Source organism: Streptomyces sp. NPDC045955, assembly GCF_056430805.1.
On record NZ_JBWKKY010000003.1, the window covers coordinates 182734 to 209573 of the forward strand.

23 protein-coding genes and 1 riboswitch are annotated in these 26840 nt (G+C 71.1%); of the genes, 19 read left to right on the top strand and 4 right to left on the bottom strand.

Going from position 1 to position 26840, the window contains the following annotated elements; all coding sequences use genetic code 11:
• Nucleotides 1-356: 356 nt before the first annotated feature.
• The 13 genes from hpnC to AC07F0_RS07300 all read left to right on the top strand — a co-directional run bounded on the left by hpnC (nt 357) and on the right by AC07F0_RS07300 (nt 14537).
• A complete protein-coding gene (hpnC, locus tag AC07F0_RS07240; protein WP_478975352.1) occupies nt 357-1259 on the top strand; it encodes a squalene synthase HpnC in 903 nt (300 codons plus the stop codon).
• Nucleotides 1256-2206 (top strand): presqualene diphosphate synthase HpnD, encoded by a 951-nt coding sequence (hpnD, locus tag AC07F0_RS07245; protein WP_478975355.1) that lies wholly within the window; start codon nt 1256-1258, stop codon nt 2204-2206. Before hpnC ends, hpnD begins: the two co-directional genes overlap by 4 nt.
• Complete coding sequence (locus AC07F0_RS07250) at nt 2203-2808, top strand: DUF6380 family protein (RefSeq protein WP_478975358.1); 606 nt, start codon at nt 2203-2205, stop codon at nt 2806-2808. Before hpnD ends, AC07F0_RS07250 begins: the two co-directional genes overlap by 4 nt.
• Entirely contained in the window at nt 2805-4217 is a 1413-nt protein-coding gene (gene hpnE / locus AC07F0_RS07255; RefSeq protein ID WP_478975361.1) for a hydroxysqualene dehydroxylase HpnE, read from the top strand. The genes AC07F0_RS07250 and hpnE overlap by 4 nt, the downstream gene beginning before the upstream one ends.
• Nucleotides 4218-4282: 65 nt before the next feature.
• Nucleotides 4283-5350, top strand: coding sequence for a polyprenyl synthetase family protein (locus tag AC07F0_RS07260; RefSeq protein ID WP_478975364.1), 1068 nt, complete (start codon nt 4283-4285; stop codon nt 5348-5350).
• Between the two features lie 122 nt (nt 5351-5472).
• Complete coding sequence (gene shc, locus AC07F0_RS07265; RefSeq protein ID WP_478975367.1) at nt 5473-7554, top strand: squalene--hopene cyclase; 2082 nt, start codon at nt 5473-5475, stop codon at nt 7552-7554.
• Entirely contained in the window at nt 7551-8192 is a 642-nt protein-coding gene (locus AC07F0_RS07270; RefSeq protein ID WP_478975370.1) for a phosphorylase family protein, read from the top strand. The genes shc and AC07F0_RS07270 overlap by 4 nt, the downstream gene beginning before the upstream one ends.
• A 5-nt stretch (nt 8193-8197) precedes the next feature.
• Nucleotides 8198-9220 (top strand): adenosyl-hopene transferase HpnH, encoded by a 1023-nt coding sequence (hpnH, locus tag AC07F0_RS07275; RefSeq protein WP_466205927.1) that lies wholly within the window; start codon nt 8198-8200, stop codon nt 9218-9220.
• 4 nt (nt 9221-9224) lie between these two features.
• Nucleotides 9225-10382 (top strand): flavodoxin-dependent (E)-4-hydroxy-3-methylbut-2-enyl-diphosphate synthase, encoded by a 1158-nt coding sequence (gene ispG / locus AC07F0_RS07280; RefSeq protein ID WP_478975372.1) that lies wholly within the window; start codon nt 9225-9227, stop codon nt 10380-10382.
• Between the two features lie 29 nt (nt 10383-10411).
• Nucleotides 10412-12307 carry a 1-deoxy-D-xylulose-5-phosphate synthase gene (gene dxs / locus AC07F0_RS07285; RefSeq protein ID WP_478975375.1) on the top strand — a complete coding sequence of 632 codons (1896 nt, stop codon included), beginning with the start codon at nt 10412-10414 and terminating at the stop codon, nt 12305-12307.
• Entirely contained in the window at nt 12304-13719 is a 1416-nt protein-coding gene (locus tag AC07F0_RS07290; protein WP_478975378.1) for an aspartate aminotransferase family protein, read from the top strand. Before dxs ends, AC07F0_RS07290 begins: the two co-directional genes overlap by 4 nt.
• A gap of 57 nt (nt 13720-13776) precedes the next feature.
• Nucleotides 13777-14421 (top strand): helix-turn-helix domain-containing protein, encoded by a 645-nt coding sequence (locus AC07F0_RS07295; RefSeq protein ID WP_478975380.1) that lies wholly within the window; start codon nt 13777-13779, stop codon nt 14419-14421.
• A complete protein-coding gene (locus AC07F0_RS07300) occupies nt 14418-14537 on the top strand; it encodes a DUF6126 family protein (RefSeq protein ID WP_040903800.1) in 120 nt (39 codons plus the stop codon). The genes AC07F0_RS07295 and AC07F0_RS07300 overlap by 4 nt, the downstream gene beginning before the upstream one ends.
• A gap of 21 nt (nt 14538-14558) precedes the next feature.
• Here AC07F0_RS07300 and AC07F0_RS07305 read toward each other — a convergent pair whose 3' ends face one another.
• Nucleotides 14559-15356, bottom strand: a complete 798-nt coding sequence (locus tag AC07F0_RS07305; protein WP_478975382.1) for a tyrosine-protein phosphatase — start codon at nt 15354-15356, stop codon at nt 14559-14561.
• A 179-nt stretch (nt 15357-15535) separates the two neighbouring features.
• Between AC07F0_RS07305 and AC07F0_RS07310 the strand changes: the two genes are divergently transcribed.
• The 4 genes from AC07F0_RS07310 to AC07F0_RS07325 all read left to right on the top strand — a co-directional run bounded on the left by AC07F0_RS07310 (nt 15536) and on the right by AC07F0_RS07325 (nt 20846).
• Nucleotides 15536-17611: an alpha-galactosidase gene (locus AC07F0_RS07310; protein ID WP_478975385.1), complete on the top strand. Its 2076-nt coding sequence runs from the start codon at nt 15536-15538 to the stop codon at nt 17609-17611.
• A gap of 312 nt (nt 17612-17923) precedes the next feature.
• A riboswitch (cyclic di-AMP (ydaO/yuaA leader) is annotated at nt 17924-18087 on the top strand.
• Between the two features lie 2 nt (nt 18088-18089).
• Nucleotides 18090-19001, top strand: coding sequence for a M23 family metallopeptidase (locus AC07F0_RS07315; RefSeq protein ID WP_478975388.1), 912 nt, complete (start codon nt 18090-18092; stop codon nt 18999-19001).
• Between the two features lie 197 nt (nt 19002-19198).
• Nucleotides 19199-19915 (top strand): DUF6250 domain-containing protein, encoded by a 717-nt coding sequence (locus AC07F0_RS07320; RefSeq protein ID WP_478975390.1) that lies wholly within the window; start codon nt 19199-19201, stop codon nt 19913-19915.
• A 145-nt stretch (nt 19916-20060) separates the two neighbouring features.
• Nucleotides 20061-20846, top strand: a complete 786-nt coding sequence (locus AC07F0_RS07325) for an SGNH/GDSL hydrolase family protein (protein ID WP_478976246.1) — start codon at nt 20061-20063, stop codon at nt 20844-20846.
• 262 nt (nt 20847-21108) lie between these two features.
• Here the strand turns inward: AC07F0_RS07325 and AC07F0_RS07330 are convergent, their stop codons facing one another.
• On the bottom strand, nt 21109-22176 hold the full coding sequence (locus AC07F0_RS07330; protein ID WP_478976249.1) for a serine hydrolase domain-containing protein: 1068 nt from the start codon (nt 22174-22176) through the stop codon (nt 21109-21111).
• 251 nt (nt 22177-22427) lie between these two features.
• On the opposite strand from AC07F0_RS07330, the gene AC07F0_RS07335 reads away from it, so the two are divergent.
• Nucleotides 22428-23168, top strand: a complete 741-nt coding sequence (locus AC07F0_RS07335) for a helix-turn-helix domain-containing protein (protein ID WP_478975393.1) — start codon at nt 22428-22430, stop codon at nt 23166-23168.
• 24 nt (nt 23169-23192) lie between these two features.
• Here the strand turns inward: AC07F0_RS07335 and AC07F0_RS07340 are convergent, their stop codons facing one another.
• Entirely contained in the window at nt 23193-23807 is a 615-nt protein-coding gene (locus AC07F0_RS07340) for a TetR/AcrR family transcriptional regulator (RefSeq protein ID WP_478975396.1), read from the bottom strand.
• Nucleotides 23808-23893: 86 nt separating this feature from the next.
• On the bottom strand, nt 23894-25072 hold the full coding sequence (locus tag AC07F0_RS07345) for a glutamate dehydrogenase (protein ID WP_478975399.1): 1179 nt from the start codon (nt 25070-25072) through the stop codon (nt 23894-23896).
• Nucleotides 25073-25197: 125 nt separating this feature from the next.
• Here AC07F0_RS07345 and AC07F0_RS07350 point away from each other — a divergent pair, with 125 nt between their 5' ends.
• Entirely contained in the window at nt 25198-26463 is a 1266-nt protein-coding gene (locus AC07F0_RS07350; protein ID WP_478975402.1) for an MBL fold metallo-hydrolase, read from the top strand.
• Nucleotides 26464-26840: the final 377 nt, after the last annotated feature.

The following is a 26840-nucleotide window of genomic DNA, read 5'->3' on the forward strand; positions in this document are numbered from 1 at the left end:
GGTCCGGCCAGGGCCCCGCCGGAACTGCTCCGGCGGGGCCCCGCGTGTGCAAAAGAAGCGTCAACTCCGGGCCTGCTTAGGAATCTTGGGGCCAATCGGTGTGTTCTCGTGATGTGCCGGACACCCTGGCGATCATCGATGCGTTGTACAACGTAAGCTGTACCGGTCCCGAAACGCGGCAATCAGGGCGATAATGCGCGACATCGCTCGTCGCACCGCCGTGCGGACGGCTGGGCGGCGTGTCCGAAATAGTGTGTATTGGGTCGGCAGTGTAGAACGGGAGATGTGACGGCGATGGCTACGGAAACTCCCCAGCTCCACGCAGCACGTGCCGTCCTCGCGCCGGGCAGCCGGCGGTGACGGGAACCGGCACGGCGCGCGCCCTCGACCCGGAGCGCGGCACGCTGGACAAGGCCGCGGGCGAGAACTTCCCGGTGGCCCCGTTCTTCCTGCCCCGGGCCTGGCGCACCGACCTCATGGCCGTCTACGGCTTCGCCCGTCTCGTCGACGACATCGGCGACGGCGACCTGGCCCCCGGCGGCGCCGACGCCCGACTTCTCGGCGTGTCCCCGCAGGAGGCCGAGGACCGGCTGGTCCTGCTGGACGCTTTCGAGGCCGACCTGCGCAGGGTCTTCGACTCGACCCCGCGTCACCCCCTGCTGCGCCGCCTCCAGCCGGCCGTCCGCCGGTGCTCCCTGACCCCCGAGCCGTTCCTCGGCCTGATCGCCGCCAACCGCCAGGACCAGCTGGTCGGCCGGTACGAGACCTACGACGACCTCCTCGCCTACTGCGAGCTCTCCGCCAACCCCGTCGGCCGTCTAGTCCTCGCCGTCACCGGCACCTCGACGCCCGAGCGGATCCGCCGCTCCGACATGATCTGCACGGCCCTCCAGATCGTCGAGCACCTCCAGGACGTGGCCGAGGACCTCGGCCGCGACCGTATCTACCTGCCCGCCGCCGACATGAAGCGCTTTCACGTCGAGGAGGCGGACCTCGCCACGACATCCGCCGGAGCGTCGGTCCGTGCGCTGATTGCGTACGAAGCGCAAAGGGCCCGGGATCTCCTGAATGAAGGCGCCCCCCTGGTGGGTAGCGTCCACGGCAGGTTGAAGCTGCTGCTCGCAGGGTTCGTGGCGGGAGGAAGGGCGGCCGTCCACGCGATCGCCGCCGCCGATTACGACGTACTTCCCGGCCCGCCCAAGCCCGGCAAGGTCCGGTTGCTGCGTGAGGTGGGCGTGACTCTGCGAGGAGAGGGGTGATCCGGACCGTGGAGTCGGAACCACACGCGTCCCCACCGGTACTCGCCGCATACAGCTACTGCGAGGCCGTCACCGGGCGGCAGGCCCGTAACTTCGCCTACGGCATCCGGCTGCTGCCGACGCCCCAGCGACGTGCGATGTCGGCGCTGTACGCGTTCTCGCGGCGGGTCGACGACATCGGCGACGGTGCGCTCGCCGACGACGTCAAGGTGGCCAGGCTGGAGGAGACCCGGGCGCTGCTCACCCGGATCCGCGAGGGCGAGGTGGCGCAGGACGACACGGACCCGGTCGCCGTCGCCCTCACGCACGCCGCCGGGCACTTCCCGATCCCGCTCGGCGGCCTGGACGAGCTCATCGACGGCGTCCTGATGGACGTACGCGGCGAGACCTACGAGACCTGGGACGACCTGAAGGTGTACTGCCGCTGTGTGGCCGGGGCCATCGGGCGGCTCTCGCTCGGCGTGTTCGGCACCGAGCCGGGGGCGCGCGGCGTCGAGCGCGCGCCCGAGTATGCCGACACGCTGGGGCTCGCGCTCCAGCTCACCAACATCCTCAGGGACGTCCGTGAGGACGCCGTGGGCGGGCGCACCTATCTGCCCGCCGACGACCTCGCCAAATTCGGCTGCTCGGCCGGGTTCTCCGGGCCACGGCCACCGGAGGGCTCCGACTTCGCGGGCCTCGTGCACTTCGAAGTGCGACGGGCCCGCGCTCTTTTCGCCGAGGGCTACCGGCTGCTCCCCATGCTCGACCGGCGCAGCGGCGCCTGTGTCGCCGCCATGGCCGGCATCTACCGCCGCCTCCTCGACCGCATCGAGCGCGACCCGGAGGCCGTGCTGCGCGGCCGCGTCTCCCTGCCCGGGCGGGAGAAGGCCTACGTCGCCGTGCGCGGCCTGTCCGGCCTGGACGCCCGCCACGTGACCCGACGGACCGTCAGGAGGCGCGCGTGACGAACGAACCGGTCCAGTCAGCCGCCACCGACCCCCGCCCAGCGGTTGCGGGTCCCCGCTGCCAGGCGGCGCCGCACAGCCCGGCGCCGCACGCCCGGCGGGCCTGCCATGAGACCGAGGGGGTGTTCTCCCTGGTCCGCCGGCGAGGGAGTGTCGGGGTCGTCGGCGGCTGGCCGGGCGGTCTCGCCGGCGTGAGTCCGGTGGCCGAGCGCGCGTATGACGCCCCGCAGGCCCGCCATGAGACGGAACCGGTGCTCTCCCTGGCCCGCCGACGGGGGCGTGTTGGGGTCGTCGGTGGCGGGTCGGGTGGTTCCGCGCGCGTGGCCCTGGTGGCCGGGCTTGGGTACGACGTCCCGCAGGCCTGCCACGGGACCGAGCCGGTGTTCTCCCCGGTCCGCCGGCGCAGGAGCGTCGGAGTCGGGTCGCGGGGTCTCGCCGGCGTGGCCCTGGCGGCCGAGCCCGGGCACGGCGCCTCGTCCGGCCGCACCGTCGCAGACAAGCGGCGGGCAACCCTCCGGCGTGAGGTGGCGTCCCTGACGGAGACGGTCGGTCGTGCGTCGTTCGAGCAGTACGGCCGCCGCGCAGGGGAGGGTGCGCGATGACCCAAGGCAGGGGATCCCGGGGACCGGTCGCCGACGGGCGGCACACCGTCGTGGTGGGCGGTGGGCTCGCCGGCGTCACCGCCGCGCTCGCGCTCGCCGACGCCGGCGTGCGCGTCACCCTGCTGGAGGGCAGGCCGAGACTCGGCGGCCTGGCCTTCTCCTTCCAGCGCGGCGAGCTGACCGTCGACAACGGACAGCATGTGTACCTGCGCTGCTGCACCGCCTACCGCTGGTTCCTCGACCGCATCGAGGGCGCGGCGCTGGCCCCGCTCCAGGACCGGCTCGACGTGCCCGTCCTGGACGCCGCGCGGCCCGCGGGACGACGGCTCGGCAGGCTGCGGCGCGACGCGCTGCCCGTGCCCCTGCACCTGGGCCGCAGCCTCGCCACCTATCCGCACCTGTCGCTCGCCGACCGCGCCAAGGTGGGCCGGGCCGCACTCGCGCTCAAGGGGCTCGACCTCGCCGACCCGGCCTTGGACACGCAGGACTTCGGAAGCTGGCTCGCCGCGCACGGGCAGTCGAGGCGCGCCGTCGAGGCCCTGTGGGACCTGGTCGGGGTCGCCACCCTGAACGCCGTCGCGGGCGACGCCTCCCTGGGGCTCGCCGCGATGGTGTTCAAGACCGGTCTGCTGTCCGACCCGGGCGCGGCCGACATCGGCTGGGCGCGGGTCCCGCTCGGCGACCTGCACGACCGGCTGGCCCGCAAGGCGCTCGACTCCGCGGGGGTCCGTACCGAGGTCCGTACGCGCGTCTCCTCCGTCTGCGAGCATGTGAACGGAGGGTGGAGCGTCCAGGTCCCCGGCGCCACGCTTCAGGCCGACGCCGTCGTGCTCGCCGTACCGCAGCGCGAGGCGCACGACCTGCTGCCCGCGGGTGCCCTAGACGCGCCGGAGCGGCTCCTGGAGATCGGCACCGCGCCGATCCTCAACGTCCATGTGGTGTACGACCGCAAGGTGCTCACCCGGCCGTTCTTCGCCGCCCTCGGCACCCCGGTGCAGTGGGTGTTCGACCGGACCGGGGCGTCCGGACTGCGCGAGGGGCAGTACCTCGCGCTGTCGCAGTCGGTGGCCCAGGACGAGATCGACGAACCCGTGGCCGTGCTGCGCGAGCGGTACCTGCCCGAGCTGGAGCGGCTGCTGCCGCCGGCCCGCGGCGCCGAAGTGAAGGACTTCTTCGTCACCCGGGAGCGCACCGCGACGTTCGCTCCCACCCCCGGCGTCGGGCGCCTCAGGCCCGGCGCCCGCACCAAGGCATCCGGCCTCTACCTGGCCGGAGCGTGGACCGCCACCGGGTGGCCCGCGACCATGGAGAGTGCGGTCCGCAGTGGTGTGAGCGCGGCGGACGCCGTGCTGGGCGCCCTGGGCCGGCCCCGCCCGCGGCACCTCTTCGAGTTCGAGGAGGCGGCGTGATGCTCGCTCAGGACAGCGCGGCAGACGGCCCCCGCACCCCCGGTACCGCAACAAGAGGAGAGACTGTGCCCACTGTGCCCCCGGCCTCGAAGACTGCCGAGGCGGTGGACGTGACCGCGCTCCTGGAGCGCGGCCGGACCCTGGCCACTCCGGTACTGCGGGCGGCCATCGACCGCCTGGCACCTCCCATGGACACTGTTGCCGCCTACCACTTCGGATGGATCGACGCCCAGGGCAGGCCCGCGGAGGGGGACGGCGGCAAGGCCGTGCGCCCCGCCCTCGCGGTGCTGTCCGCCGAGGTCATGTCCACCGCTCCCGAGACCGGTATCCCCGGCGCCGTCGCCGTGGAACTCGTCCACAACTTCTCCCTCCTCCACGACGACCTGATGGACGGCGACGAGCAGCGCCGTCACCGCGACACGGTGTGGAAGGTGCACGGCCCCGCCCAGGCCATCCTGGTCGGCGACGCCCTGTTCGCCCTCGCGAACGAGGTGCTGCTCGAACTCGGCACCGCCGAGGCCGGCCGCGCCACCCGCCGCCTGACCACCGCCACGCGTGCCCTGATCGACGGTCAGGCCCAGGACATCTCCTACGAGCACCGCGACCGGGTCACCGTCGAGGAGTGCCTGGAGATGGAGGGCAACAAGACCGGTGCCCTGCTCGCCTGCGCCAGCTCCATCGGTGCGGTCCTCGGCGGCGCCGACGAGCGCACCGCAGACACGCTGGAGAAGTACGGCTACCACCTGGGCCTCGCCTTCCAGGCCGTCGACGACCTCCTCGGGATCTGGGGCGACCCGGTCGCCACCGGCAAGCAGACCTGGAGCGACCTGCGTCAGCGCAAGAAGTCACTGCCCGTCGTGGCCGCCCTCGCGGCCGGCGGCCCCGCCTCCGAGCGGCTCGGCGAGATCCTCGCCGCCGACGCCAAGACCAGCGACTTCGAGAACTTCTCCGAGGAGGAGTTCGCGGCCCGCGCCGCCCTCATCGAGGAGGCGGGCGGCCGCGAATGGACCGCCGACGAGGCACGCCGTCAGCACACCATCGCCATCGAAGCCCTCGACGCCGTCGACATGCCCGACCGGGTGCGGGAGCAGTTCACGGCCCTCGCGGACTTCGTCGTCGTACGAAAGAGATGATCACTATCGGTCGAATAGCCCTCGCGTAGTCGCCGGCCGGTGCCGCGAGACACCACGGAGCACCGGCCGACGGCGGACCCACAGCAGCTGCACACCTTGCACCACTGCACGAAGGGGAAGCCATGACAGCGACGACCGACGGAAGCACCGGGGCCCTGCCACCCCGCGCTGCCGCGGCCAGCGACACCGCCATCGACAACACCACCCCCGCGGCGGCCGGGGTACCGCAAGCCGCCGCCCGCGCCGCACAACGCGCCACCGACTTCCTGCTCTCCCTCCAGGACGCCCAGGGCTGGTGGAAGGGCGACCTCGAGACCAACGTCACGATGGACGCCGAGGACCTGATGCTCCGCCAGTTCCTCGGCATCCGCGACGAGAGGACCACCCAGGCCGCCGCGCTCTTCATCCGCGGCGAGCAGCGCGAGGACGGCACCTGGGCCACCTTCTACGGCGGCCCCGGCGAACTCTCCGCCACCATCGAGGCCTACGTCGCCCTCCGCCTGGCCGGCGACGAGCCCGGCGCACCGCACATGGCGAAGGCCTCAGCCTGGGTCCGCGAGCAGGGCGGCATCGCCGCCGCCCGGGTCTTCACCCGGATCTGGCTGGCCCTGTTCGGCTGGTGGAAGTGGGAGGACCTGCCCGAACTGCCCCCGGAGCTCATCTACTTCCCGAAGTGGGTGCCGCTCAACATCTACGACTTCGGCTGCTGGGCGCGGCAGACCATCGTCCCGCTGACGATCGTCTCCGCGAAGCGGCCGGTACGCCCCGCGCCCTTCCTGCTGGACGAGCTGCACACCGACCCGGACCATCCGAACCCGGCCAAGCCGCTCGCCCCGGTGTTCAGTTGGGACGGCGCCTTCCAGCGGATGGACAAGGGCCTGCACGCCCTGCGGAAGGTCGCGCCGCGCCGGCTGCGCAGAGCCGCGATGAACAGCGCAGCCCGCTGGATCATCGAGCGGCAGGAGAACGACGGCTGCTGGGGCGGCATCCAGCCCCCGGCCGTGTACTCCATCATCGCCCTGCACCTGCTCGGCTACGACCTGGAGCACCCGGTGATGCGGGAGGGGCTGGCGTCCCTGGACCGGTTCGCCGTGTGGCGCGAGGACGGGGCCCGGATGATCGAGGCCTGCCAGTCGCCGGTGTGGGACACCTGCCTGGCCGCGATCGCGCTCGCGGACGCCGGACTGCCCGCCGACCACCCGCAGTTGGTGAAGGCCGCGGACTGGATGCTGGGCGAGGAGATCGTCCGGCCCGGTGACTGGTCGGTGCAGCGGCCCGGACTGCCGCCAGGGGGCTGGGCATTCGAGTTCCACAACGACAACTACCCCGACATCGACGACACCGCCGAGGTGATCCTCGCGCTGCGCCGGATCGCCCACCACGACCCGGTGCGGGTCGACAAGGCCGTCGGGCGCGGGGTGCGCTGGACGCTCGGCATGCAGTCGAAGAACGGCGCGTGGGCCGCCTTCGACGTCGACAACACCAGCCCGTTCCCGAACCGGCTGCCCTTCTGCGACTTCGGCGAGGTCATCGACCCGCCCTCCGTCGACGTCACCGCGCACGTCGTCGAGATGCTCGCCGTGGAGGGCCTCGCCCACGACCCGCGCACCCGGCGCGGCATCGAGTGGCTGCTGGCCGAACAGGAGCCCGACGGCTCCTGGTTCGGGCGCTGGGGCGTCAACTACGTCTACGGCACCGGGTCCGTCGTACCCGCTCTGGTCGCCGCGGGCATCCCCGCCGCGCACCCGGCGATCCGCCGGGCCGTGACCTGGCTGGAGTCGGTCCAGAACGACGACGGCGGCTGGGGCGAGGACCTGCGCTCCTACAAGTACGTCAAGGAGTGGAGCGGCAGGGGCGCCTCGACCGCCTCCCAGACGGCATGGGCCCTGATGGCCCTGCTCGCGGCGGGGGAGCGGGACTCCAAGGCCGTCGAACGCGGCATCGAGTGGCTCGCCGCCACCCAGCGGGAGGACGGTTCCTGGGACGAGCCGCACTTCACGGGGACGGGCTTCCCGTGGGACTTCTCGATCAACTACCACCTCTACCGGCAGGTGTTCCCGCTCACCGCGCTCGGCCGGTATCTGCACGGCGATCCCTTCGCCGGCCGGCACCAGGAGAGCGGGGCGGCCGGGAAGCCGCTCGCCGCGGGCCAGGGGAGCGGGGAGACCGGGAAACCGCTCGCCGACGCCAAGGGGAGCGGATGAGCCCACAGTCCGCTCCGGCCCCGCTGCTGATCGCCTGCGCGCTCGGCATCGAGCAGTTCGCCCTGCGCGCGGGGGACCGTGGCGGCGCCGGCGGGCCGGTCACCGTGCTGCGGACCGGCATGGGGCCGGCGGCGGCCGAGCGGTCCGTCACCCGGATGCTCGCCGGCCCGTCCCTGCGCGGCGCCGCGGTCCTGGCCACCGGCTTCTGCGCGGGGCTCGCGCCCGGCATGCACCCCGGTGACCTGGTGGTCGCCGAGGAGACCCGCGACCCGCGCGGTACGACCGCCTGCGTCGGGACCGACCTGCTGGTCAAGGAGCTGGGCCGCACGGTGCCCGGGCGGACCGTGCACACCGGGCCGCTCACCGGCTCCGACCGCGTCGTGCGCGGTCACGAACGGTCGAGTTTGCTCGCGACCGGCGCGATCGCGGCCGATATGGAATCGGCGGCCACGCTCCTGAGCGCCGTGCGCGCGGGCGAGCGTCCGGTTGCGGCCGTCCGGGTGGTCGTGGACGCTCCAGAACATGAACTCGTCCGGATCGGCACGGTGCGCGGTGGAATATCAGCTTTCCGCGTTCTTCGTTCTGTCCTACCCGCTTTCTTCGAATGGCACCGTTCCTTGCTGCTCCCCAGGAGGTGAGCCAGATGGCCATGCCGCTCCGACAGTCCATCAAGGTCGCTACGTACTTGGCTGAACAGAAGCTCCGCCGGCGGGACAAGTTCCCGCTCATCGTCGAGCTGGAGCCGCTGTACGCCTGCAACCTCAAGTGCGAGGGGTGCGGCAAGATCCAGCACCCGGCCGGGGTGCTCAAGCAGCGGATGCCGGTCGCCCAGGCCGTGGGGGCCGTGCTGGAGTCCGGCGCCCCCATGGTGTCCATCGCCGGCGGCGAGCCGCTGATGCACCCGCAGATCGACGAGATCGTGCGTCAGCTGGTGGCCAGGCGGAAGTACGTTTTCCTGTGCACCAACGCCCTGCTGCTGCGCAAGAAGATGGACAAGTTCAAGCCCTCCCCCTACTTCGCGTTCGCGGTGCACATCGACGGGCTGCGCGAGCGGCACGACGAGTCGGTGGCGAAGGAGGGCGTGTTCGACGAGGCGGTCGAGGCCATCAAGGAGGCCAAGCGGCAGGGCTTCCGGGTGACCACCAACTCGACCTTCTTCAACACCGACACCCCGCAGACCATCATCGAGGTGCTGAACTTCCTCAACGACGACCTCAAGGTCGACGAGATGATGATCTCGCCCGCCTACGCCTACGAGAAGGCCCCCGACCAGGAGCACTTCCTCGGCGTGGAGCAGACCCGCGAGCTGTTCAAGAAGGCCTTCGCGGGCGGCAACCGGCGCCGCTGGCGGCTCAACCACTCCCCGCTCTTCCTGGACTTCCTGGAGGGCAAGGTCGACTTCCCGTGCACCGCTTGGGCTATCCCGAACTACTCGCTCTTCGGCTGGCAGCGCCCCTGCTACCTGATGAGCGACGGCTATGTGCCGACGTACCGGGAACTGGTCGAGGACACCGACTGGGACAAGTACGGCCGCGGCAAGGACCCGCGCTGCGCCAACTGCATGGCGCACTGCGGCTACGAACCCACCGCCGTTCTCGCGACCATGGGATCGCTGAAGGAGTCCCTGCGCGCCATGCGCGAGACGGTCTCCGGAAACCGGGAGTGAGGCCATGACCGCCATCCCGCTGGGCGTTCCTGAGGTACCGGTCCGGCCGATCGCCGAGCGGCGCGTCTCGCGCCGGATCCAGGTCGGTCCGGTGGCGGTCGGGGGCGGGGCCCCGGTGTCGGTGCAGTCGATGACGACGACCCGTACGTCGGACGTCGGCGCCACCTTGCAGCAGATCGCCGAACTCACCGCGTCCGGCTGCCAGATCGTCCGGGTCGCCTGCCCCACGCAGGACGACGCGGACGCGCTCGCGACCATCGCGCGCAAGTCGCAGATCCCGGTGATCGCGGACATCCACTTCCAGCCGAAGTACGTGTTCGCGGCCATCGAGGCGGGCTGCGCCGCGGTCCGCGTCAATCCCGGCAACATCAAGCAGTTCGACGACCGGGTCAAGGAGATCGCGCAGGCCGCCAAGGACCACGGCACCCCGATCCGGATCGGCGTCAACGCCGGGTCGCTGGACCGGCGGCTGCTCCAGAAGTACGGCAAGGCGACCCCGGAGGCGCTCGTCGAGAGCGCGCTGTGGGAGGCGTCCCTGTTCGAGGAGCACGACTTCCGGGACATCAAGATCTCCGTCAAGCACAACGACCCGGTCGTGATGATCGAGGCGTACCGGCAGCTCGCCGAGAGTTGCGACTACCCGCTGCACCTCGGGGTGACGGAGGCGGGCCCGGCGTTCCAGGGCACGATCAAGTCGGCGGTGGCCTTCGGCGCGCTGCTGTCGCGGGGCATCGGCGACACGATCCGGGTGTCGCTGTCCGCGCCGCCGGCCGAGGAGGTCAAGGTCGGCATCCAGATCCTGGAGTCCCTGGGGCTGCGGCAGCGCCGGCTGGAGATCGTCTCCTGCCCCTCCTGCGGACGCGCCCAGGTGGATGTCTACAAGCTCGCCGACGAGGTCACGGCGGGACTCGAGGGCATGGAAGTGCCGCTGCGGGTCGCCGTCATGGGGTGTGTGGTCAATGGCCCCGGCGAGGCACGGGAGGCCGATCTGGGGGTGGCCTCGGGCAACGGCAAGGGGCAGATCTTCGTCAAGGGCGAGGTCATCAAGACCGTCCCCGAGTCGAAGATCGTCGAGACGCTGATCGAAGAGGCGATGAAGCTCGCCGAGCAGATGGAGCAGGACGGCGTGGGGTCGGGGGAGCCGGCCGTCACCGTGAGCTGAAGAGCACGGAATTCGAAGGGGGCCCGAGCGTGACGATTCTGGAGAGCATCCGGGGACCACGTGACCTGAAGGCGCTGTCCGAGCCGGAACTCGGCCGACTGTCCGACGAGATCAGGGAGTTCCTGGTGCAGGCGGTCGCCAGGACCGGGGGCCACCTGGGACCCAACCTGGGGGTGGTGGAGCTCACCGTCGCCCTGCACCGGGTCTTCGAGTCGCCGGTCGACCGCATCCTGTGGGACACCGGCCACCAGAGCTACGTCCACAAACTGCTGACCGGACGCCAGGACTTCTCCAAGCTGCGCGGCAAGGGCGGCCTGTCCGGCTACCCCTCGCGCGAGGAGTCCGAGCACGACGTCATCGAGAACAGCCACGCCTCCACGGCGCTCGGCTGGGCCGACGGGCTCGCCAAGGCCCGCCAGGTACAGGGGGAGAAGGGCCACGTCGTCGCGGTCATCGGCGACGGCGCCCTGACCGGCGGCATGGCCTGGGAGGCGCTCAACAACATCGCGGCCGCCAAGCACCGCCCGCTGATCATCGTCGTCAACGACAACGAACGCTCCTACGCCCCGACCATCGGCGGCCTCGCCAACCACCTCGCGACGCTGCGCACGACCGATGGTTACGAGCGGGTCCTCGCCTGGGGCAAGGACGTGCTCCAGGCCACGCCCTTCGTCGGTACCACCCTTTACGAGGCCCTGCACGGCGCGAAGAAGGGCTTCAAGGACGCGTTCGCCCCGCAGGGCCTGTTCGAGGACCTGGGCCTGAAGTACGTGGGCCCGATCGACGGGCACGACATCGGGGCCGTGGAGTCCGCCCTGCGGCGCGCGAAACGCTTCCACGGACCGGTCCTCGTCCACTGCCTCACGGAGAAGGGCCGCGGTTACGAACCCGCCCTCGCCCACGAGGAGGACCACTTCCACACCGTCGGCGTCATGGACCCGCTGACCTGCGCGCCGCTCTCGCCGGCGGGCGGCCCCTCGTGGACCTCCGTGTTCGGTGACGAGATCGTCAGGATCGGCGAGGAACGGGACGACGTCGTCGCGATAACCGCCGCCATGCTGCATCCGGTCGGCCTGGGCAGGTTCGCCGAGCGGTTCCCGGACCGGGTGTGGGACGTCGGTATAGCCGAGCAGCACGCGGCCGTGTCCGCGGCGGGCCTGGCGACGGGCGGCCTGCACCCGGTCGTCGCCGTCTACGCCACGTTCCTCAACCGGGCCTTCGACCAGCTCCTGATGGACGTGGCCCTGCACCGGTGCGGGGTGACCTTCGTGCTGGACCGGGCCGGTGTCACCGGCGTCGACGGGCCCTCCCACAACGGCATGTGGGACATGTCGGTCCTCCAGGTCGTCCCCGGCCTCAGGATCGCCGCGCCGCGGGACGCCGACCAGCTGCGCGCCCAGCTGCGCGAGGCCGTCGCCGTCGACGACGCGCCGACGCTGCTGCGCTTCCCGAAGGAGTCCGTCGGCCCGTCGATCCCGGCCGTGGACCGGGTGGGCGGACTGGACGTGCTGCACCGTGCTCCCGAGCCGCAGGTTCTGCTGGTGGCCGTGGGCGTGATGGCGCCCGTCTGCCTCCAGGCCGCCGAGCTGCTCGAAGCCCGCGGCATCGGCTGCACCGTCGTCGACCCGCGCTGGGTCAAGCCCGTCGACCCGGCGCTGCCCGCTCTCGCCGCCGAACACCGCCTGGTCGCCGTCGTCGAGGACAACAGCCGGGCGGCCGGGGTGGGCTCGGCCGTGGCGCTGGCCCTGGGAGACGCCGAAGTCGACGTGCCCGTACGGCGCTTCGGGATCCCGGAGCAGTTCCTCGCGCACGCCAAGCGCGGCGAGGTGCTCGCCGACATCGGCCTGACACCCGTCGAGGTCGCCGGGCGGATCAGCGCGAGCCTGACCGTGAAGCAAGAGCTGTCCAAGGAGCCACAGGAATGACCACCGCCGAACCCGCGTCGGAGTCGTCGCAGGCCGGGGAGTTCGACCTCGGCGCAACTCTGGCCGAGCGCGGAGCCGAGCGCTACGAGCTGCACACCCGGTACCTCAACCACCAGCTCCCGCGCATGCTGCACACCATCGGCTTCGACAAGGTCTACGAGCGCGCCGAGGGTGCCTACTTCTACGACGCGGACGGCAACGACTACCTGGACATGCTCGCCGGGTTCGGGGTGATGGGCCTCGGCCGCCACCACCCCGTCGTGCGCAAGGCACTGCACGACGTCCTGGACGCCCAGCTCGCCGATCTCACCCGCTTCGACTGCCAGCCGCTCCCGGGCCTGCTGGCCGAGAAGCTGCTCGCGCACAGCCCGCACCTGGACCGGGTGTTCTTCGGCAACAGCGGCACGGAGGCCGTCGAGGGAGCGCTGAAGTTCGCCCGGTACGCCACCGGCAGGCCCAGGATCCTGTACTGCGCGCACGCCTTCCACGGCCTGACCACCGGCTCCCTCTCCGTCAACGGGGAGTCGGGTTTCCGCGACGGCTTCGCCCCGCTGCTGCCCGACACGGCCGTACCGCTCGGCGACCTCGACGCACTGGAAAGGGAGTTGCGCAAGGGCGACGTCGCCGCCCTGATCGTCGAGCCGATCCAGGGCAAGGGCGTGCTGGAGTCCCCGCCCGGTTACCTCTTGGCCGCCCAGGAACTGCTGCACCGGCACAAGGCGCTGCTGATCGCCGACGAGGTGCAGACGGGCCTCGGCCGCACCGGCGACTTCTACGCCTACCAGCACGAGGAGGGCGTGGAACCCGACCTGGTGTGCGTGGCCAAGGCACTCTCCGGCGGCTACGTACCGGTGGGAGCGACGCTCGGCAAGGACTGGATCTTCAAGAAGGTCTACTCGTCGATGGACCGGGTGCTGGTCCACTCGGCGAGCTTCGGGTCCAACGCGCAGGCCATGGCTGCGGGCCTGGCGGTGCTGTCGGTGATGGAGAACGAGCAGATCGTCGCGGGGGTCCGTGCCACCGGGGAACTGTTCAGATCCCGGCTCGCGGCGCTGACGGACAAGTACGAGATGCTCGCCGACGTCCGCGGGCGGGGCCTGATGATCGGCATCGAGTTCGGCCGGCCGAAGTCGCTGAAGCTGCGCAGCCGCTGGGCCATGCTCCAGGCCGCGCGCAAGGGGCTGTTCGCGCAGATGGTCGTCGTACCGCTGCTCCAGAAGCACCGGATCCTCACCCAGGTCTCCGGCGACCACATGGAGGTGATCAAGCTGATCCCGCCGCTGATCATCGGGGAGCGGGAGGTGGACCGGTTCGTCGACGCCTTCACGGCCGTGATGGACGACGCGCACGACGGCGGCCTGATGTGGGACTTCGGCAAGACGCTCGTCAAACAGGCGGTGGCGAACCGCTGACTTTGCCTCTGAGGCAACAAATTTGCCGCTCGGGCAAGACTGCGGCTGAATGGAGGCATGAGCTCCTCCGAGACCGAGCGGTCCTCCGGGGCCGCCCCGTCGCCCGACCAGGCGGCGGATGCGCTGCCCGCCGTCGCGCCGCAGCTGCGGTCGCTGCGACGCCAGGCCTCCCTGACCCTGGAGGCCGCGGCCCGCGCCGCCGGACTGTCGCCCGCCCACCTCTCCCGCCTCGAGACCGGGCAGCGCCAGCCCTCCCTGCCGATGCTGCTCGCGCTCGCCCGCATCTACGGTACGACCGTCGCCGAGCTGCTCGGCGAGACGGCCGCCGCCCGGGACGCCGTCATACGCGCCACCGGCATGGAACCGACCGAGGCGGGCGGCTGGACGTACTGGCAGGCCGGCGCGCCCGGGCGCGGGATGCAGGCCCTGCGCGTCCACGTCCCGTACGGGTCCCAGGGCGACATCGTGCGCGTCCATCCCGGCGAGGAGTGGCTCCATGTCCTCCGGGGACGGCTGCGACTGCGCCTCGGCGACACCACGCACCAGCTCGCGCCGGGCGACAGCGCCCACTTCGACTCGCTGACCCCGCACCGGATCGCCGCTCAGGACCCGGACGGTGTCGAACTGCTCTTCGTCCACACCCTCTTGCAGAGTCCCACGGCCGCCCTGTGCCTGGGCCCCACCCCGGGAGACAGGCCGTGAAGGACATGGAGGAGAAGTTCCCCCGCGCCCTGTGGGTGCGGCTGTTCATCTACCTCGTCGTGGGCCATGTCTTCGCGGCCTTCGTGTACCTGCTGTTCGAGGTGGGCGCCAAGTAGCCGCCGGGCCGGTGCCGTACGTCAGTCGAGCAGCCGCTCGCGCAGCCGCTCGCGGGTCTGCGGCGTGAGCCCGAGCCCCTTCTCCAGATACGTGTCGACGCCGCCCCAGGTCTCCTCGATGGTGTCGAAGGCCGCCGTCAGGTACTCGACCCGCGCGTCGAACAGGGGGCTGAGCAGCTCCATGACCTCGGGGGAGTAGGCCGAGGCGGCGGAACTGCTGCGGTGCACCTTGTAGCGCCGGTGCTTGGCGTTGGACTTCAGGTAGTCGTCGATGATCGCCTCGCGCTCGACACCCAGGGCGAGCAGCGTCACCGCGATGGACAGACCCGCCCGGTCCTTGCCCGCCGCGCAGTGCATCAGCGCGGGGACGCTGTCCTGCGCGAGCGCGTGCAGCACCCGCGAGTGCTCGCCCGTCCGCTCCTTGATGATCATGCGATACGAGGCGATCATCCGGTCCGCGCCCTTGCCGTCCGCGAGGATCGCGCGCAGCTGGTCCAGGTCGCCGTCGCGCACCAGCCTCCAGAACTCGGCGCCGTGGGCGGGGTCGCTCAGCGGCAGGTTCACATTGCGCACGCCCGGCAGCTCTACGTCCGGCCCTTCGAGCTTCTGGTCGGCCGCGTTGCGGAAGTCGAAGATCGTGTGCAGACCCAGGGTGGTCAGGAAGGCGGCGTCCTCCCCGGTCGCATGGGCGAGGTGGCCGCTGCGGAACAGCACTCCCTGCCGCACCCGCCGTCCGTCCACGGTCGGCAATCCGCCCACATCGCGGAAGTTGCGCACTCCGGCCAGTTCGGGCTCGGTCGACGGGACCTGCTGCGTCACGAGGGCTCCTCCCCTTCGGCGCCGCCGGCGCGGCTCGTCGACGGGCACCACTCGACGATACGACATGCCTGCCTAGGGCAATGAGTTGTCCACAGGCGTTGCCGGGAGCCCCCACTGCCCTTGATGATGTCGGAGCCTGATCGCACCTGGTTGGGCTTGTTCGAATCTGTGAGGCCCTGATGCTGGACATCTCCGAAGACGGTCGTACATGGGTGCTCTCCGGGCCGGCCAGCAGCTACGCCGTCCATGTCACCGGCCGGGACGAACTGCTGCACCTGCACTGGGGCGCCCGGATCGGCCTCGCCGACGCCGAGGCCCTCGCCGTCCGTCCGCTGCCGGACTACTGGCCCTTCGAGTCACCGCTCGACGGACGCGAGGAGTATCCGGTCGAGGGTGGCCCCCGTTTCACCCGGCCCGCCCTGTCCGTACGCACCGGTTTGCGGCGCGGCACGGAGTGGACCTACGAGGGGCACGACACCGAGGACGATGGGCTGCGGCTGCGCTTCCGTGACGGCGACCTGGCCATCACGCTGCACTACCGGATGCGCTCCGCCACGGACGTCGTCGAACGCTGGGTGACCCTCGACAACCACGGACCGGCCGTCGAGGTGCTGCGTGCCGACTCCGCCACCTGGACCCTGCCCGACCGCGACTCCTGGCGGCTGTCCCAGCTGCACGGCCGCTGGGGCGCCGAGTCCCGGCTGGAGCGCTCCGACCTCACCCACGGCGAGAAGGTCATCGGCAGCCGCCGCGGCCACACCGGTCACCAGCACCTGCCGTGGGTCGCGCTCGACACCGACGCGACCGAGGAGCACGGCGAGGTCTACGGATGCGCCCTGGGCTGGTCCGGGTCCTGGCGGATCGCCGTGGCCCAGCTCCCGGACGCACGCGTGCAGATCACCGGCGGGGCCGGCTACGACGACTCGGGGCTGCTGATGCTGGGCACGGGGGAGTCGTACACGACCCCCGTCTTCGCCGGGCTCTGGAGCGACGGCGGCCACGGCGGGGCCAGCCGCGCCTGGCACGCCTATCAGCGGGCGTACGTGATCCCGGGCGCCGACCACGACCGGCCCGTGCTGTTCAACTCCTGGGAGGCCACCGAGTTCGACATCTCCGAGGAGCAGCAGCGGGCGCTCGCCGAGCGGGCCGCCGCCATGGGCGTCGAGCTGTTCGTGGTGGACGACGGCTGGTTCGGGACACGCACCAGTGACCGGGCCGGACTCGGCGACTGGACCCCCAACCCCGACCGCTTCCCGGGCGGCCTGAAGCCGCTCGCCGAGCACGTGCACGGCCTCGGTATGCAGTTCGGCATCTGGGTCGAGCCGGAGATGGTCAACCCGGACAGCGAGCTGTACCGCGCGCACCCCGACTGGGTGCAGTACCAACCAGGACGAAAGCGGACGGAGTTCCGCAATCAGCTCGTACTGAACCTCGCCCGCGAGGACGTCCAGGAGTACCTCTGGGAGCAGCTCGACGGGCTCCTGTCCAGCGCGCCGATCGACTACGTCAAGTGGGACTTCAACCGCTGCTTCACCGACGCCGGCTGGCCGGACGACCCCTACCCGCAGCGGCTGTGGGTCGACCACGTGCACGCCCTGTACGCCCTGCTGGACCGGCTGCGGGCCGCCCACCCCCGGGTGGCCTTCGAATCCTGCTCGGGCGGCGGCGGCCGGATCGACCTCGGTGTGCTCGGCCGCACGGACCAGGTGTGGACCTCGGACAACACCGACCCGCTCGACCGGCTCGCCATCCAGCACGGCTTCAGCCAGATCCATCCGGCCCGGGTCATGGCCGCCTGGGTGACTGACAGCCCGAACGCCATGCTCAACCAGCGGGCCAGCTCCCTGCGGTTCCGGTTCGTCAGCGCCATGGCCGGGGTGCTCGGGGTCGGCGGCGACCTCACGAAGTGGACGGATCGGGAACTCGCCGAGGCGCGGGACTGGGTGGGGCTCTACAAGGAGATCCGGCCCGTGGTGCAGCGCGGCGACCTGTATCGGCTGCGCCCGCCGGAGGGCGGCCTGAGCGCCGTGCAGTACGTCCTCGGTGACGAGACCGTGGTCCTCGCCTGGCTCCAGGCGCAGCGCTACGGCGAGCCCGTTCCGGCGCTCCGGATGCGGGGTCTCGACCCGGCGGCGTCGTACGAATGCCTCGAAACGGGCGAAGTTCACCGGGGGGCCGTGCTGCTCCAGCACGGGCTGCGGATCGGTCTGCGCGGGGATCTGGACGCCACTGTCGTCCGGCTTAAGCGCAAGTAGCCCTTCTGTCCGAATAGGGAGCGCTTCGGCTGTTTAGGTATAACGTGCCCCGGCTGTAAAGAAGATGAGGCCGGGGTGCGTGAGCATCGTCATATTCGTGACGATGTGTGGTTGCCATGTGCACGTAATTCCGGTGCTATTCAGGGGTATTGCGGGAGGTGGGAGATCGGTAACCCACGCTCCGTGACGGAATTAAGTGCCGGCGCGTCAAGAGAAACGCCGCCAAAGGCAACCGCGAGCTTGTCCCTTTGCGTCCTGGTCGCTTACGTTCCACACCCATCCGGACGGACGCCTAATCCTGCCGCCGCCCGGAGCCCGTACTCACTGACCCGACGTACGGCAGGAGCGGGGGACCCACAGGTAAGACGCCTGTTCCGGTTCCCGGAACGGCTTGGGGTTAAGCCGCGCCTCGGCGTGGCCGGGCATCTCCAGTCCGAACCCGACAGCTCACCTCGCAGGCGACGGAGAGGAATTCGCCATGCCCGCGAAGGGTAAGCATCGCCGCCCGAAGTCCCAGCGTTTCACCCGCTCCATCGCCGTCGCCGGAACCGGTGGGGCGGCTCTCGCCCTTCCGCTCATGGGGGCCGCCGGCGCCCACGCCGCCACCCCGCAGTCGGCTCCGGAAAAGGCCGTCCAGTCCGCGCCGGCCGCCGAGAAAAAGGCCGCCGAAAAGGCCACGGGCGTCCGCTCGTACACCGTGCGGGCCGGTGACTATCTCGCGAAGATCGCCGACGAGCAGAACGTCGACGGCGGCTGGAAGAAGCTCTACTCGGACAACCGTGACGCCGTCGGCGACGACCCGTCGCTGATCCACCCGGGACTTAAGCTGGCGATCGGCAAGAAGGCGGCGGCGAGCGGGTCCGAGTCCTCGGCCCCGAAGGCCTCGGCTTCCAAGCCCTCGAAGGCCCCGGCGTCGAAGTCGTCCGCCGCCGAGTCGCCCTCGAAGCCGGCCGCCGCCAAGCCGGCCGCCGCGACCTCCAGCGGTTACACCCTTCCGGTGGAGGGCGCCACCGTCGGCACCCCGTACCACATGTCCGGCAGCATGTGGTCCAGCGGCTACCACACCGGTGTCGACTTCGTCGTCCCGACCGGTACCTCGCTCAAGGCCGTCAGCGCGGGCACGGTCGTCTCCGCCGGCTGGGGCGGCGCGTACGGCAACCAGGTCGTCATCAGGCTGAACGACGGCAGCTACGCGCAGTACGCCCACCTGTCCTCGCTCTCCGTCTCGGCCGGCCAGACCGTCAGCGCCGGGCAGCAGATCGGCCTGTCCGGTGCCACCGGCAACGTGACCGGACCGCACCTGCACTTCGAGATCCGCACCACGCCGGACTACGGCTCGGACGTGGACCCGGTCGCCTTCCTGCGCTCGCACGGCGTCTCCGTCGGCTGACCGACCGCGTCACCACCTGCCTGACACGCGACCGAAGGCCGGACCCCGATCCCCGGGTCCGGCCTTCGGTGTGTGCGCGCACCATCCGAGCGTCCCAAGGGGTCGACAGCGGGCGGCAGTTGGGACACAGTGACCCCGTCCGGAGCGCAAGCGCTTTCTAGGGCCTTCCAGGCGGATCCCCCAAGGAGACCTGTCCCGTGCCGACCACTCGCAGAGCGTTCGCCACCCTGGCCGCCGGAGCCGCCGCGGTGGCCCTCGTCCCGACGGGCGCCGCGTATGCCGCGCCCCGGCACCGTCGCCTCATCGCCCGGGACGACTTCTGTCACGGTCTCGCCCAGTGGGCGACCGAACTCCAGGACGGCGGCACCGTCACCGCGTCCCGTGGCGTTCTGGAGATCGACGTGCCGAGCGGGGCGACCGTATGGTTCAGGCGGCGGCTCGAAGGGCCGTACGCCCTCGAATACACCGCCACGCCGGTCTCCGAGGGTGGAGCCAACGACCGTGTCTCGGACCTCAACAACTTCTGGAACGCGACCGACGTCCGCTCCCCGGGCGACCTCTTCGCCACGCCGCGCGGTGGGGCGCTGGAGGAGTACGACCATCTGACGACGTACTACGCCGGTTACGGTGCCAACTACAACACCACGACCCGGCTGCGGCGGTACGTCGGGCAGCCCGGTGTCCGGCCCCTGGTCTACGACTACACCGAGCCGCTGCTGGTGCCGGGTGAGCCGAACCGGGTGCGGATCGTCTCCGACGGCTCGACGGTGCGGTGGTGGAACAACGGCAGGCTCGTCTTCGACTACCGCGATCCGGAGCCGTACACGAGTGGGCATTTCGGTTTCCGGACCGTGTGGAGTCACTTCCGGATCACGGGATTCCGGGTGTGGCGACTGACCCCCCAACAGCGCTGACGGGTCTCCTATTCCGGAGTTGGTGAACACTTGGGGAGTGGCTTATCTCACCGCCCGTCAACCCTTTCCTACGGTCGCGTAAGTCACATTAGAAGGTGAATCATGTGCTGCTGTGGCAGACGATTCGAAGAGTGACAGCAGAGCAGTGATCGGGTCGTACGTGGCGGTGGGGGACAGCTTCACCGAGGGCGTCGGTGATCCCGGCCCCGACGGGGCGTTCGTCGGCTGGGCCGACCGGTTCGCCGTCCTGCTCGCCGACCGCCGGCCCGAAGGCGACTTCCAATACACCAACCTCGCCGTGCGCGGGAAGCTCCTCGACCAGATCGTGGCGGACCAGGTTCCGCGGGCCGTGGAAATGGCCCCGGACCTCGTTTCCTTCTGCGCCGGGGGCAACGACATCCTCCGGCCGGGTACCGACCCGGACGAGGTGGCCGAGCGCTTCGAGCGGGCCCTTGTGCGGCTCACCGCGGTGGCCGGCACGGTGATGGTGACGACCGGGTTCGACACGCGCGGGGTGCCCGTGCTCAAGCACCTGCGCGGCAAGATCGCGACGTACAACGGGCATGTGCGGGCCATCGCCGACCGGTACGGCTGCCCGGTGCTCGACCTGTGGTCCCTGCGCAGTGTCCAGGACCGCAGGGCCTGGGACGCCGACCGGCTGCACCTGTCACCGGAGGGGCACACGCGGGTGGCGCTCCGCGCGGGGCAGGTGCTCGGGCTGGAGGTTCCGGCGGACCCGGAGCAGCCGTGGCCGCCGCTGCCGGCTCGGGGGCCTCTTGAGGTCCGGCGGGACGACGTGCACTGGGCGCGGGAGTTTCTGGTGCCGTGGATCGGGCGGCGGCTGCGTGGGGAGTCGTCGGGGGATCATGTGACGGCGAAGGGTGCGTTGTCGCCGGAGGACATCAGGATGCGGATCGCTTCTGTGGCGTGAAGGTGCGGATGCGGTTGCGTGTGCGGGGCGGATGCCTGCGGCGGTCTGCGCGGGTGTCGTGGGAGTGCGCGTCGCGCCTGCGGCTGGCTTGTGGGTCGGGGCCGCGCCGGGGGGTGTCCGTCCTCGGAACGGCGCGATGGGGTCGGATACCGACTGACTGGCGTTGACGCGCCAACCGCTGCGGGCGGACACCCCCCGACACGTCCCCTTCCGTGCGTGCGCGGGTGCGGGCGCGTCTCGGCTGCTTCTCGATCCTTCTGGCTCAGTCCGTCGACGCGGTCCGCTCGGTCCGATGGCCGCCGAACACCTCCTTGACGAGCCTCTGTGTCGCCTTCTGGAACGGCCCGGCCAGGGACATCGCTGCGTCGTCCACGTAATTGAGCGCGGCGGTCAGCGTCTTGCTGCCGTCGGGCGTGCTGTACATCAGCGCCGCGTGGCCGGTGATGCCGCCGTTGTGGGTGATGATCGTGCCGTCGCCCTCCGTGTCCTGCACGAACACCCCCAGGCCGTAGCCCGCCTTGGGATGCGGCGTGCACATCTCGGCCAGTAGCGGAGCAGGCAGGAGCTTGCCGCCCAGGAGCCCGGAGATGAACGTGTGGAGGTCCCGGGTGGTCGAGATCATGTCACCGCCGCCGGAGATCCAGGAGGGGTTCTGCCGGGTGACGTCCACCGTCTTCTGCCGGCCGTCCTCCTCCTCGTACCGGTAGTAGGCGTGGGCATGCGGCTCAGGGACCTCAAGCTGGGTGTACGGCGCAACGGTGCCCGACAGCCCGAGCGGCTCGATGATTCGCCGCTGCATCTCCTCGGCCGGCGAGCGGCCGGTGACCTTCTCGATCAGCAGCCTGGCCAGCACGTAGTTGGTGTTGGAGTAATTCCAGTCCGTCCCCGGCTCGAACCGCGCCGGCTTGGACAACGCCAGCTGCACCAGTTCCTGCGGCCGGTAGGTCTTGAATCGGTTGTCCACCCACTCCTTGCCCCTGACGGGGATGCCCGGCGCGAACGTCCCGTCGTCGTAGAACTCGCCGGTGAAGTTGAACACCCCGCTGGTGTGCTGGAGCAGCATCCGCACCGTGATCCGGCGGTCCAGCCCGAACTCGGGCAGGTAGTCATCCGCCGGGGTGTCCAGCCCGATCCTGCCTTCGGCCACCAGACGCAGGACCAGGGCCGCGGTGAAGGTCTTGGTGTTGCTGCCGATCCGGCAGTGTCCGTCGGCCGGCGGCTCGGAGCTCTCGCCCAGCTCGCGTAAGCCGGCGCTGCCGACCCACTCGCCCCGCTCGTCGTGCACGCGCAGCTGCACCCCGGTGAAACCGGAATCGACGATCTCCTGCATGGCCTTCTCCAACTCCGGGCGACCGGTCACCGTGCTCTCCTTCGTTCGTTGTTTCGGACACCGGAAAAGCTACGTTGCGTTCAATGGAACTGCAACAGTGTTATTGCGTTCGATCGCAGTTTTTGCAGGTGAAAGCGAGGAGATCGTTGCGATGGCTTTGAATTCAATGCAACAACCGTTGTTCTGTCCGTTGCAATATGAGGACAGTGAACGCTATGCTCGCGGCACCTTGGAGCACGAAGGAGTTCGCGATGCCGGGAGGCAGGCTCACCCTGCAGGAGCGTCAGCAGATCGCGCAGGGGCTGGGTGATGGTCTCGCCTACGCGGAGATCGCCAGGCGTCTCGGTCGCCCCACCTCGACGGTCACGCGTGAGGTGATGCGCAACGGCGGCCCGACCGCCTACCGTGCCGACCTGGCCCACCGCGCCACCGAACGCCGGACCCACCGGCGCAGGCAGGCCGCACCCCGGGGCGCGCAGGCGCCTGCGCCGGACCACGGGCGTGACGTCGAGGCCGTGCGCGAGTACGAGGAGATGTTCACCACCCTCCTCATGGGGCAGGGCCTGCCCAAGATGATGTCCCGGGTGCTGACCTGCCTCTACACCACCGACGCGGGCAGCCTCACCGCGGCAGAACTCGTCCGGCACCTTCAGGTCAGCCCGGCCTCCGTGTCCAAGGCGGTCGCGTTCCTGGAGAGTCAGGGGCTCATCCGCCGGGAGCGGGGCGAGGGCCGCCGCGAGCGCTACGCCGTCGACGACGACGTCTTCTACCAGTCGATGATCGCCAGCGCCCGGTCCAGTACCCAACTGGCCGCGGCCGCACGGCAGGGCGTCGGCGTCCTCGGTCCGGACACCCCGGCCGCCATCCGCCTGGAGAACATCGCCCGCTTCGTCGACTTCGTCGCCGAGAACCTCATCCGCGCCGCTGAGCAGGCCCGCGAGGTGCTCCACAGCAGAGCCGAAACGACCTCGGGCGGCACCGACCCTGGATAGGCGGCTGCTTCGGGTCGCGCCCGGTCAGGCGTGGGTCAAGGCCGCCGGTTCCAGGCCCAGTTCGCGGGCCAGTGCTTCCTCGGCCCACTCCCGGGCCCGGGCCCGCGGTACCGCGCCCGGGTAGGAGGTCAGCTGGACGGCGAGGCCGTCGAGGAGGGCGGTGAGGCGCAGGGCCGTGCCGTGGGGGTCGGGGCAGTGGAACTCGCCGGCCGCCATGCCCTCCGCGATGACCTCGGCGAGCGCCGCCTTCCACTGCCGGTCGAGATCCTGGGTGACCTCCCGCAGCGCGGGCTCGCGCAGTGCCGCCGCCCAGCCCTCGATCCACAGCCGCCAGCCCTTGGCCTGGCCGGTCGGGGCGTACCACCGCACGGCCGACCGCAGCCGGCGCAGTGCCGACGTGCGGCGGCCGAGCAGCCGGCGCAGATGCGTGAGGTCGGCCTCGGCCGCGTGCCGGAACGCGGCGGCGACCAGCTTCTCCTTCGTCGAGAAGTGATAGAGCACCAGCGCGTTGCTCACACCGAGCGCCGAGGCCACGTCGGCGATCCTGACGGCTGCCACACCCCGGGCCTCGATCTGCTCGACGGCGGCCCGCAGCAGCTCCCCGCGCCGTTCCGCCACGCTCAACCGGACTCTCGTCACGCCGTCACCCTACACACGCGCACGCACCCTCCTGACCGGTGTATTCGGCCGGTACGGCAAGGGGCCCGGGGCTGCTGCGCCGTCTGTCAGCGGTAGCAGCCGAACCGTTCCGCCATGACCGGCAGCCGGTCCGCCACGAGCGCGTGGGCGGCGGCCCGCGGCGTCGCGCCGTCGGCCTCTGCGCGGGCCAGCATCCGCTCCACCAGGGACCGCATCGAGCGGCGCGTGTGCGCGAACGCCTCCTCGGCGTCGGGGCCGATGTCCCCGAACAGCGTCCACCACCACCAGGCGTTCGTCCCGGAGTTGACCACGACGTCGGGCAGCACGGTCACGCCGCGCGCGGCGAGCAGCAGCTCCGCCTCCGGTCGTACGGGCATGTTGGCCGCCTCGACGACCCAGCGGGCGGTGATCCGCTCCTGGTTCCCGGCGTCGATCGCGTACGAGACGGCCGCGGGGACCATGACGTCCGCGTCGGCCGACACCCAGGCGTCGCCCGGCAGTTCGCGGTCGCCGGGGCGCAGGGCGGAGCGGTCCACGGTGCCGTGCGCGTCCCGCGCGGCGAGCAGTGCCTCGACGTCGAGCCCCGCCGGGTTGGCGATCGTGCCCTTGACGTCGGCGACGGCCACGACCCTGAGTCCCGCGCGCGTGAGGAAGCGCGCGGTGGCCCCGCCCATGGTGCCCAGCCCCTGGAGGGCGACCCGCGTCCCCGCGTGGGGCACCCCGGCGTGGTCCAGTGCCGTGAGGGCCGCCTCGGCGACACCGCAGCCGCCGGCCAGTTCGTCCAGGCCGATGCCGTCCACCTCGACCGCGAAGGCGTCCCGCAGCCGCCGCCGGGCCTCGGCCTCGTCGTCCAGCAGCGGGTAGACGGCCTGGATGGAGGAGACCAGTCCGGCCTCGGCCGCGGCCCGGTCCACCAGGTCCTGGGTGAGCCCGAGGTCCTCGCCGGTCGTCCAGAAGCTCTCGATGCAGGGCCGCATGGCGCGCAGGTACCGCACCAGCAGCGGGTAGGCCTCCGGGTCGCGCGGGTCGCAGTCGATGCCGCCCTTGGCGCCGCCGAGCGGGACGTAGCGGGCGGCGGGGTCGTAGTGCAGCGCCTCCTTCATGGTCATGCCGCGGGCCAGGCCGGTGACCTCGTCCAGGGTGCAGCCCGCGCGCATCCGCAGGCCGCCGCTGGCGACACCGCGCACCAGCCGGTCGACGACCAGGAAGCCCTGGCGGCCGGTGATGTGGTCGGTCCAGGTGAGGGACAGCAGGGGGCTGGCCATACGGGCTCCTTCGCCGCGATTACTGAATACGCGTTCAGTATCACCGTCGTGGGACCCCTGGGTCCCGGTGTTCGTGGAGGGGCCGACCATAATGGAAAGCCTGACCGACTCCACCTGGAGGTACCGTGGCCGGTTTCCGTTCCCCGAGCTCCGGGCTCCGTGCGCTCCGGCCCGGGGCGTTCGGCGCGGATCCGAGCGGTGAGCGCATGGCGCGCATCCGCAGATCGCCCCACTTCAAGGACGGGGTCTTCCAGAACCCCGGAGGTCCCGCGCGGACCCGGCCCTCGGGCTCCACCCTCGAACTCGCCAAGGTCTTCTTCGACAAGGAGACCCGGCCCCGCCGTGCCCCGAAGGGCACCGTGCCGGTGCACGCCACCACCCTCGCCGACATCGCCCGGCCCCCGGCCACCGGGCTGCGCCTGACCTGGATGGGGCACTCCAGCGTGCTCGCCGAGATCGACGGCCGGCGCGTGCTGTTCGACCCCGTGTGGGGCGAGCGCTGCTCCCCGTTCCCGTTCGCCGGGCCGAAGCGGCTGCACCCGGTGCCCCTGCCGCTGGCCGCGCTCGGCCCGGTCGACGTCGTGGTCATCTCGCACGACCACTACGACCACCTGGACATGCCCACCATCAAGGCCCTGGCCGGCACGGACACGCTGTTCGCCGTGCCGCTCGGCGTCGGGGCGCACCTGGAGCACTGGGGCGTGTCCGCCGGCCGGCTGCGCGAACTGGACTGGCACGAGTCGACGCAGATCGGCGGCCTCACCCTGACCGCCACTCCGGCCCGGCACTTCTGCGGCCGGGGCCTGCGCAACACCCAGCACACCCTGTGGGCCTCCTGGGTCGTCGCCGGCGAGGAGCACCGGATCTACCACAGCGGCGACACCGGCTACTTCGACGGCTTCAAGGAGATCGGCGCCGACCATGGGCCGTTCGACGCCACGATGATCCAGATCGGCGCGTACTCCGACTTCTGGCCCGACATCCACATGACCCCCGAGGAGGGCATGCGCGCCCACCTCGACCTCCAGGGCGGACCGGAGCACGGCCCGATGCTGCCGATCCACTGGGCCACGTTCAACCTCGCGACCCACCCGTGGGCCGATCCCGGCGAGGGGACGGTCGCGGCCGCCCGCGCCGTGGGCGCCCGGATCGCCCTGCCCCACCCCGGCGAGCCCTTCGAGCCCACGGCCGAGACCGTCCCCTCCGAGCCGTGGTGGCGCGGGGTGGCGCTCGCCCCGGCGGGTGGCTTTCCGGCCGGCGAAGCCCTTGCCGACGCCGCGATCAAGACCACGTCGGGCGCGGCAGCCGTGGCCCAGGCCGATACGTTGAGTGACGATGACGGCAAGGCGGCGAAGGGTATGGAGGACCCGGAAACGCTTCCGGCGGGCTGAGCCCGGAGCGAGCGGAGGATCGACCATGAGGGCCGGGGAGCCACAGGCTCTCCGGCCCTCGCCGTGCCCGTGTGACCATTTCTGACCAGGTCGGATCGAACTGTTGCCGTTCGCGTTCGGAGGTGTGAGGGGGTTATCGGTCTGTCGTACGAGACCTCATACCAGAGCGGGACGCTCACCGTATGAGTTTGTCAACTGCCCACCGCACATGATGCGCTGACGACTACTGTCAGTGTCCGTCGGGGAACAGGCGGATCAGGGAGTGGGGACCGGTACGTGCAGGCGCATGGCGGACGAGGGAGCCGACGCGAGGGGGATCCCCGCTGCCCGCGCACCACCGACGCCGGGACGAGGGCCGCCGTGGTGGCCACCTCCGG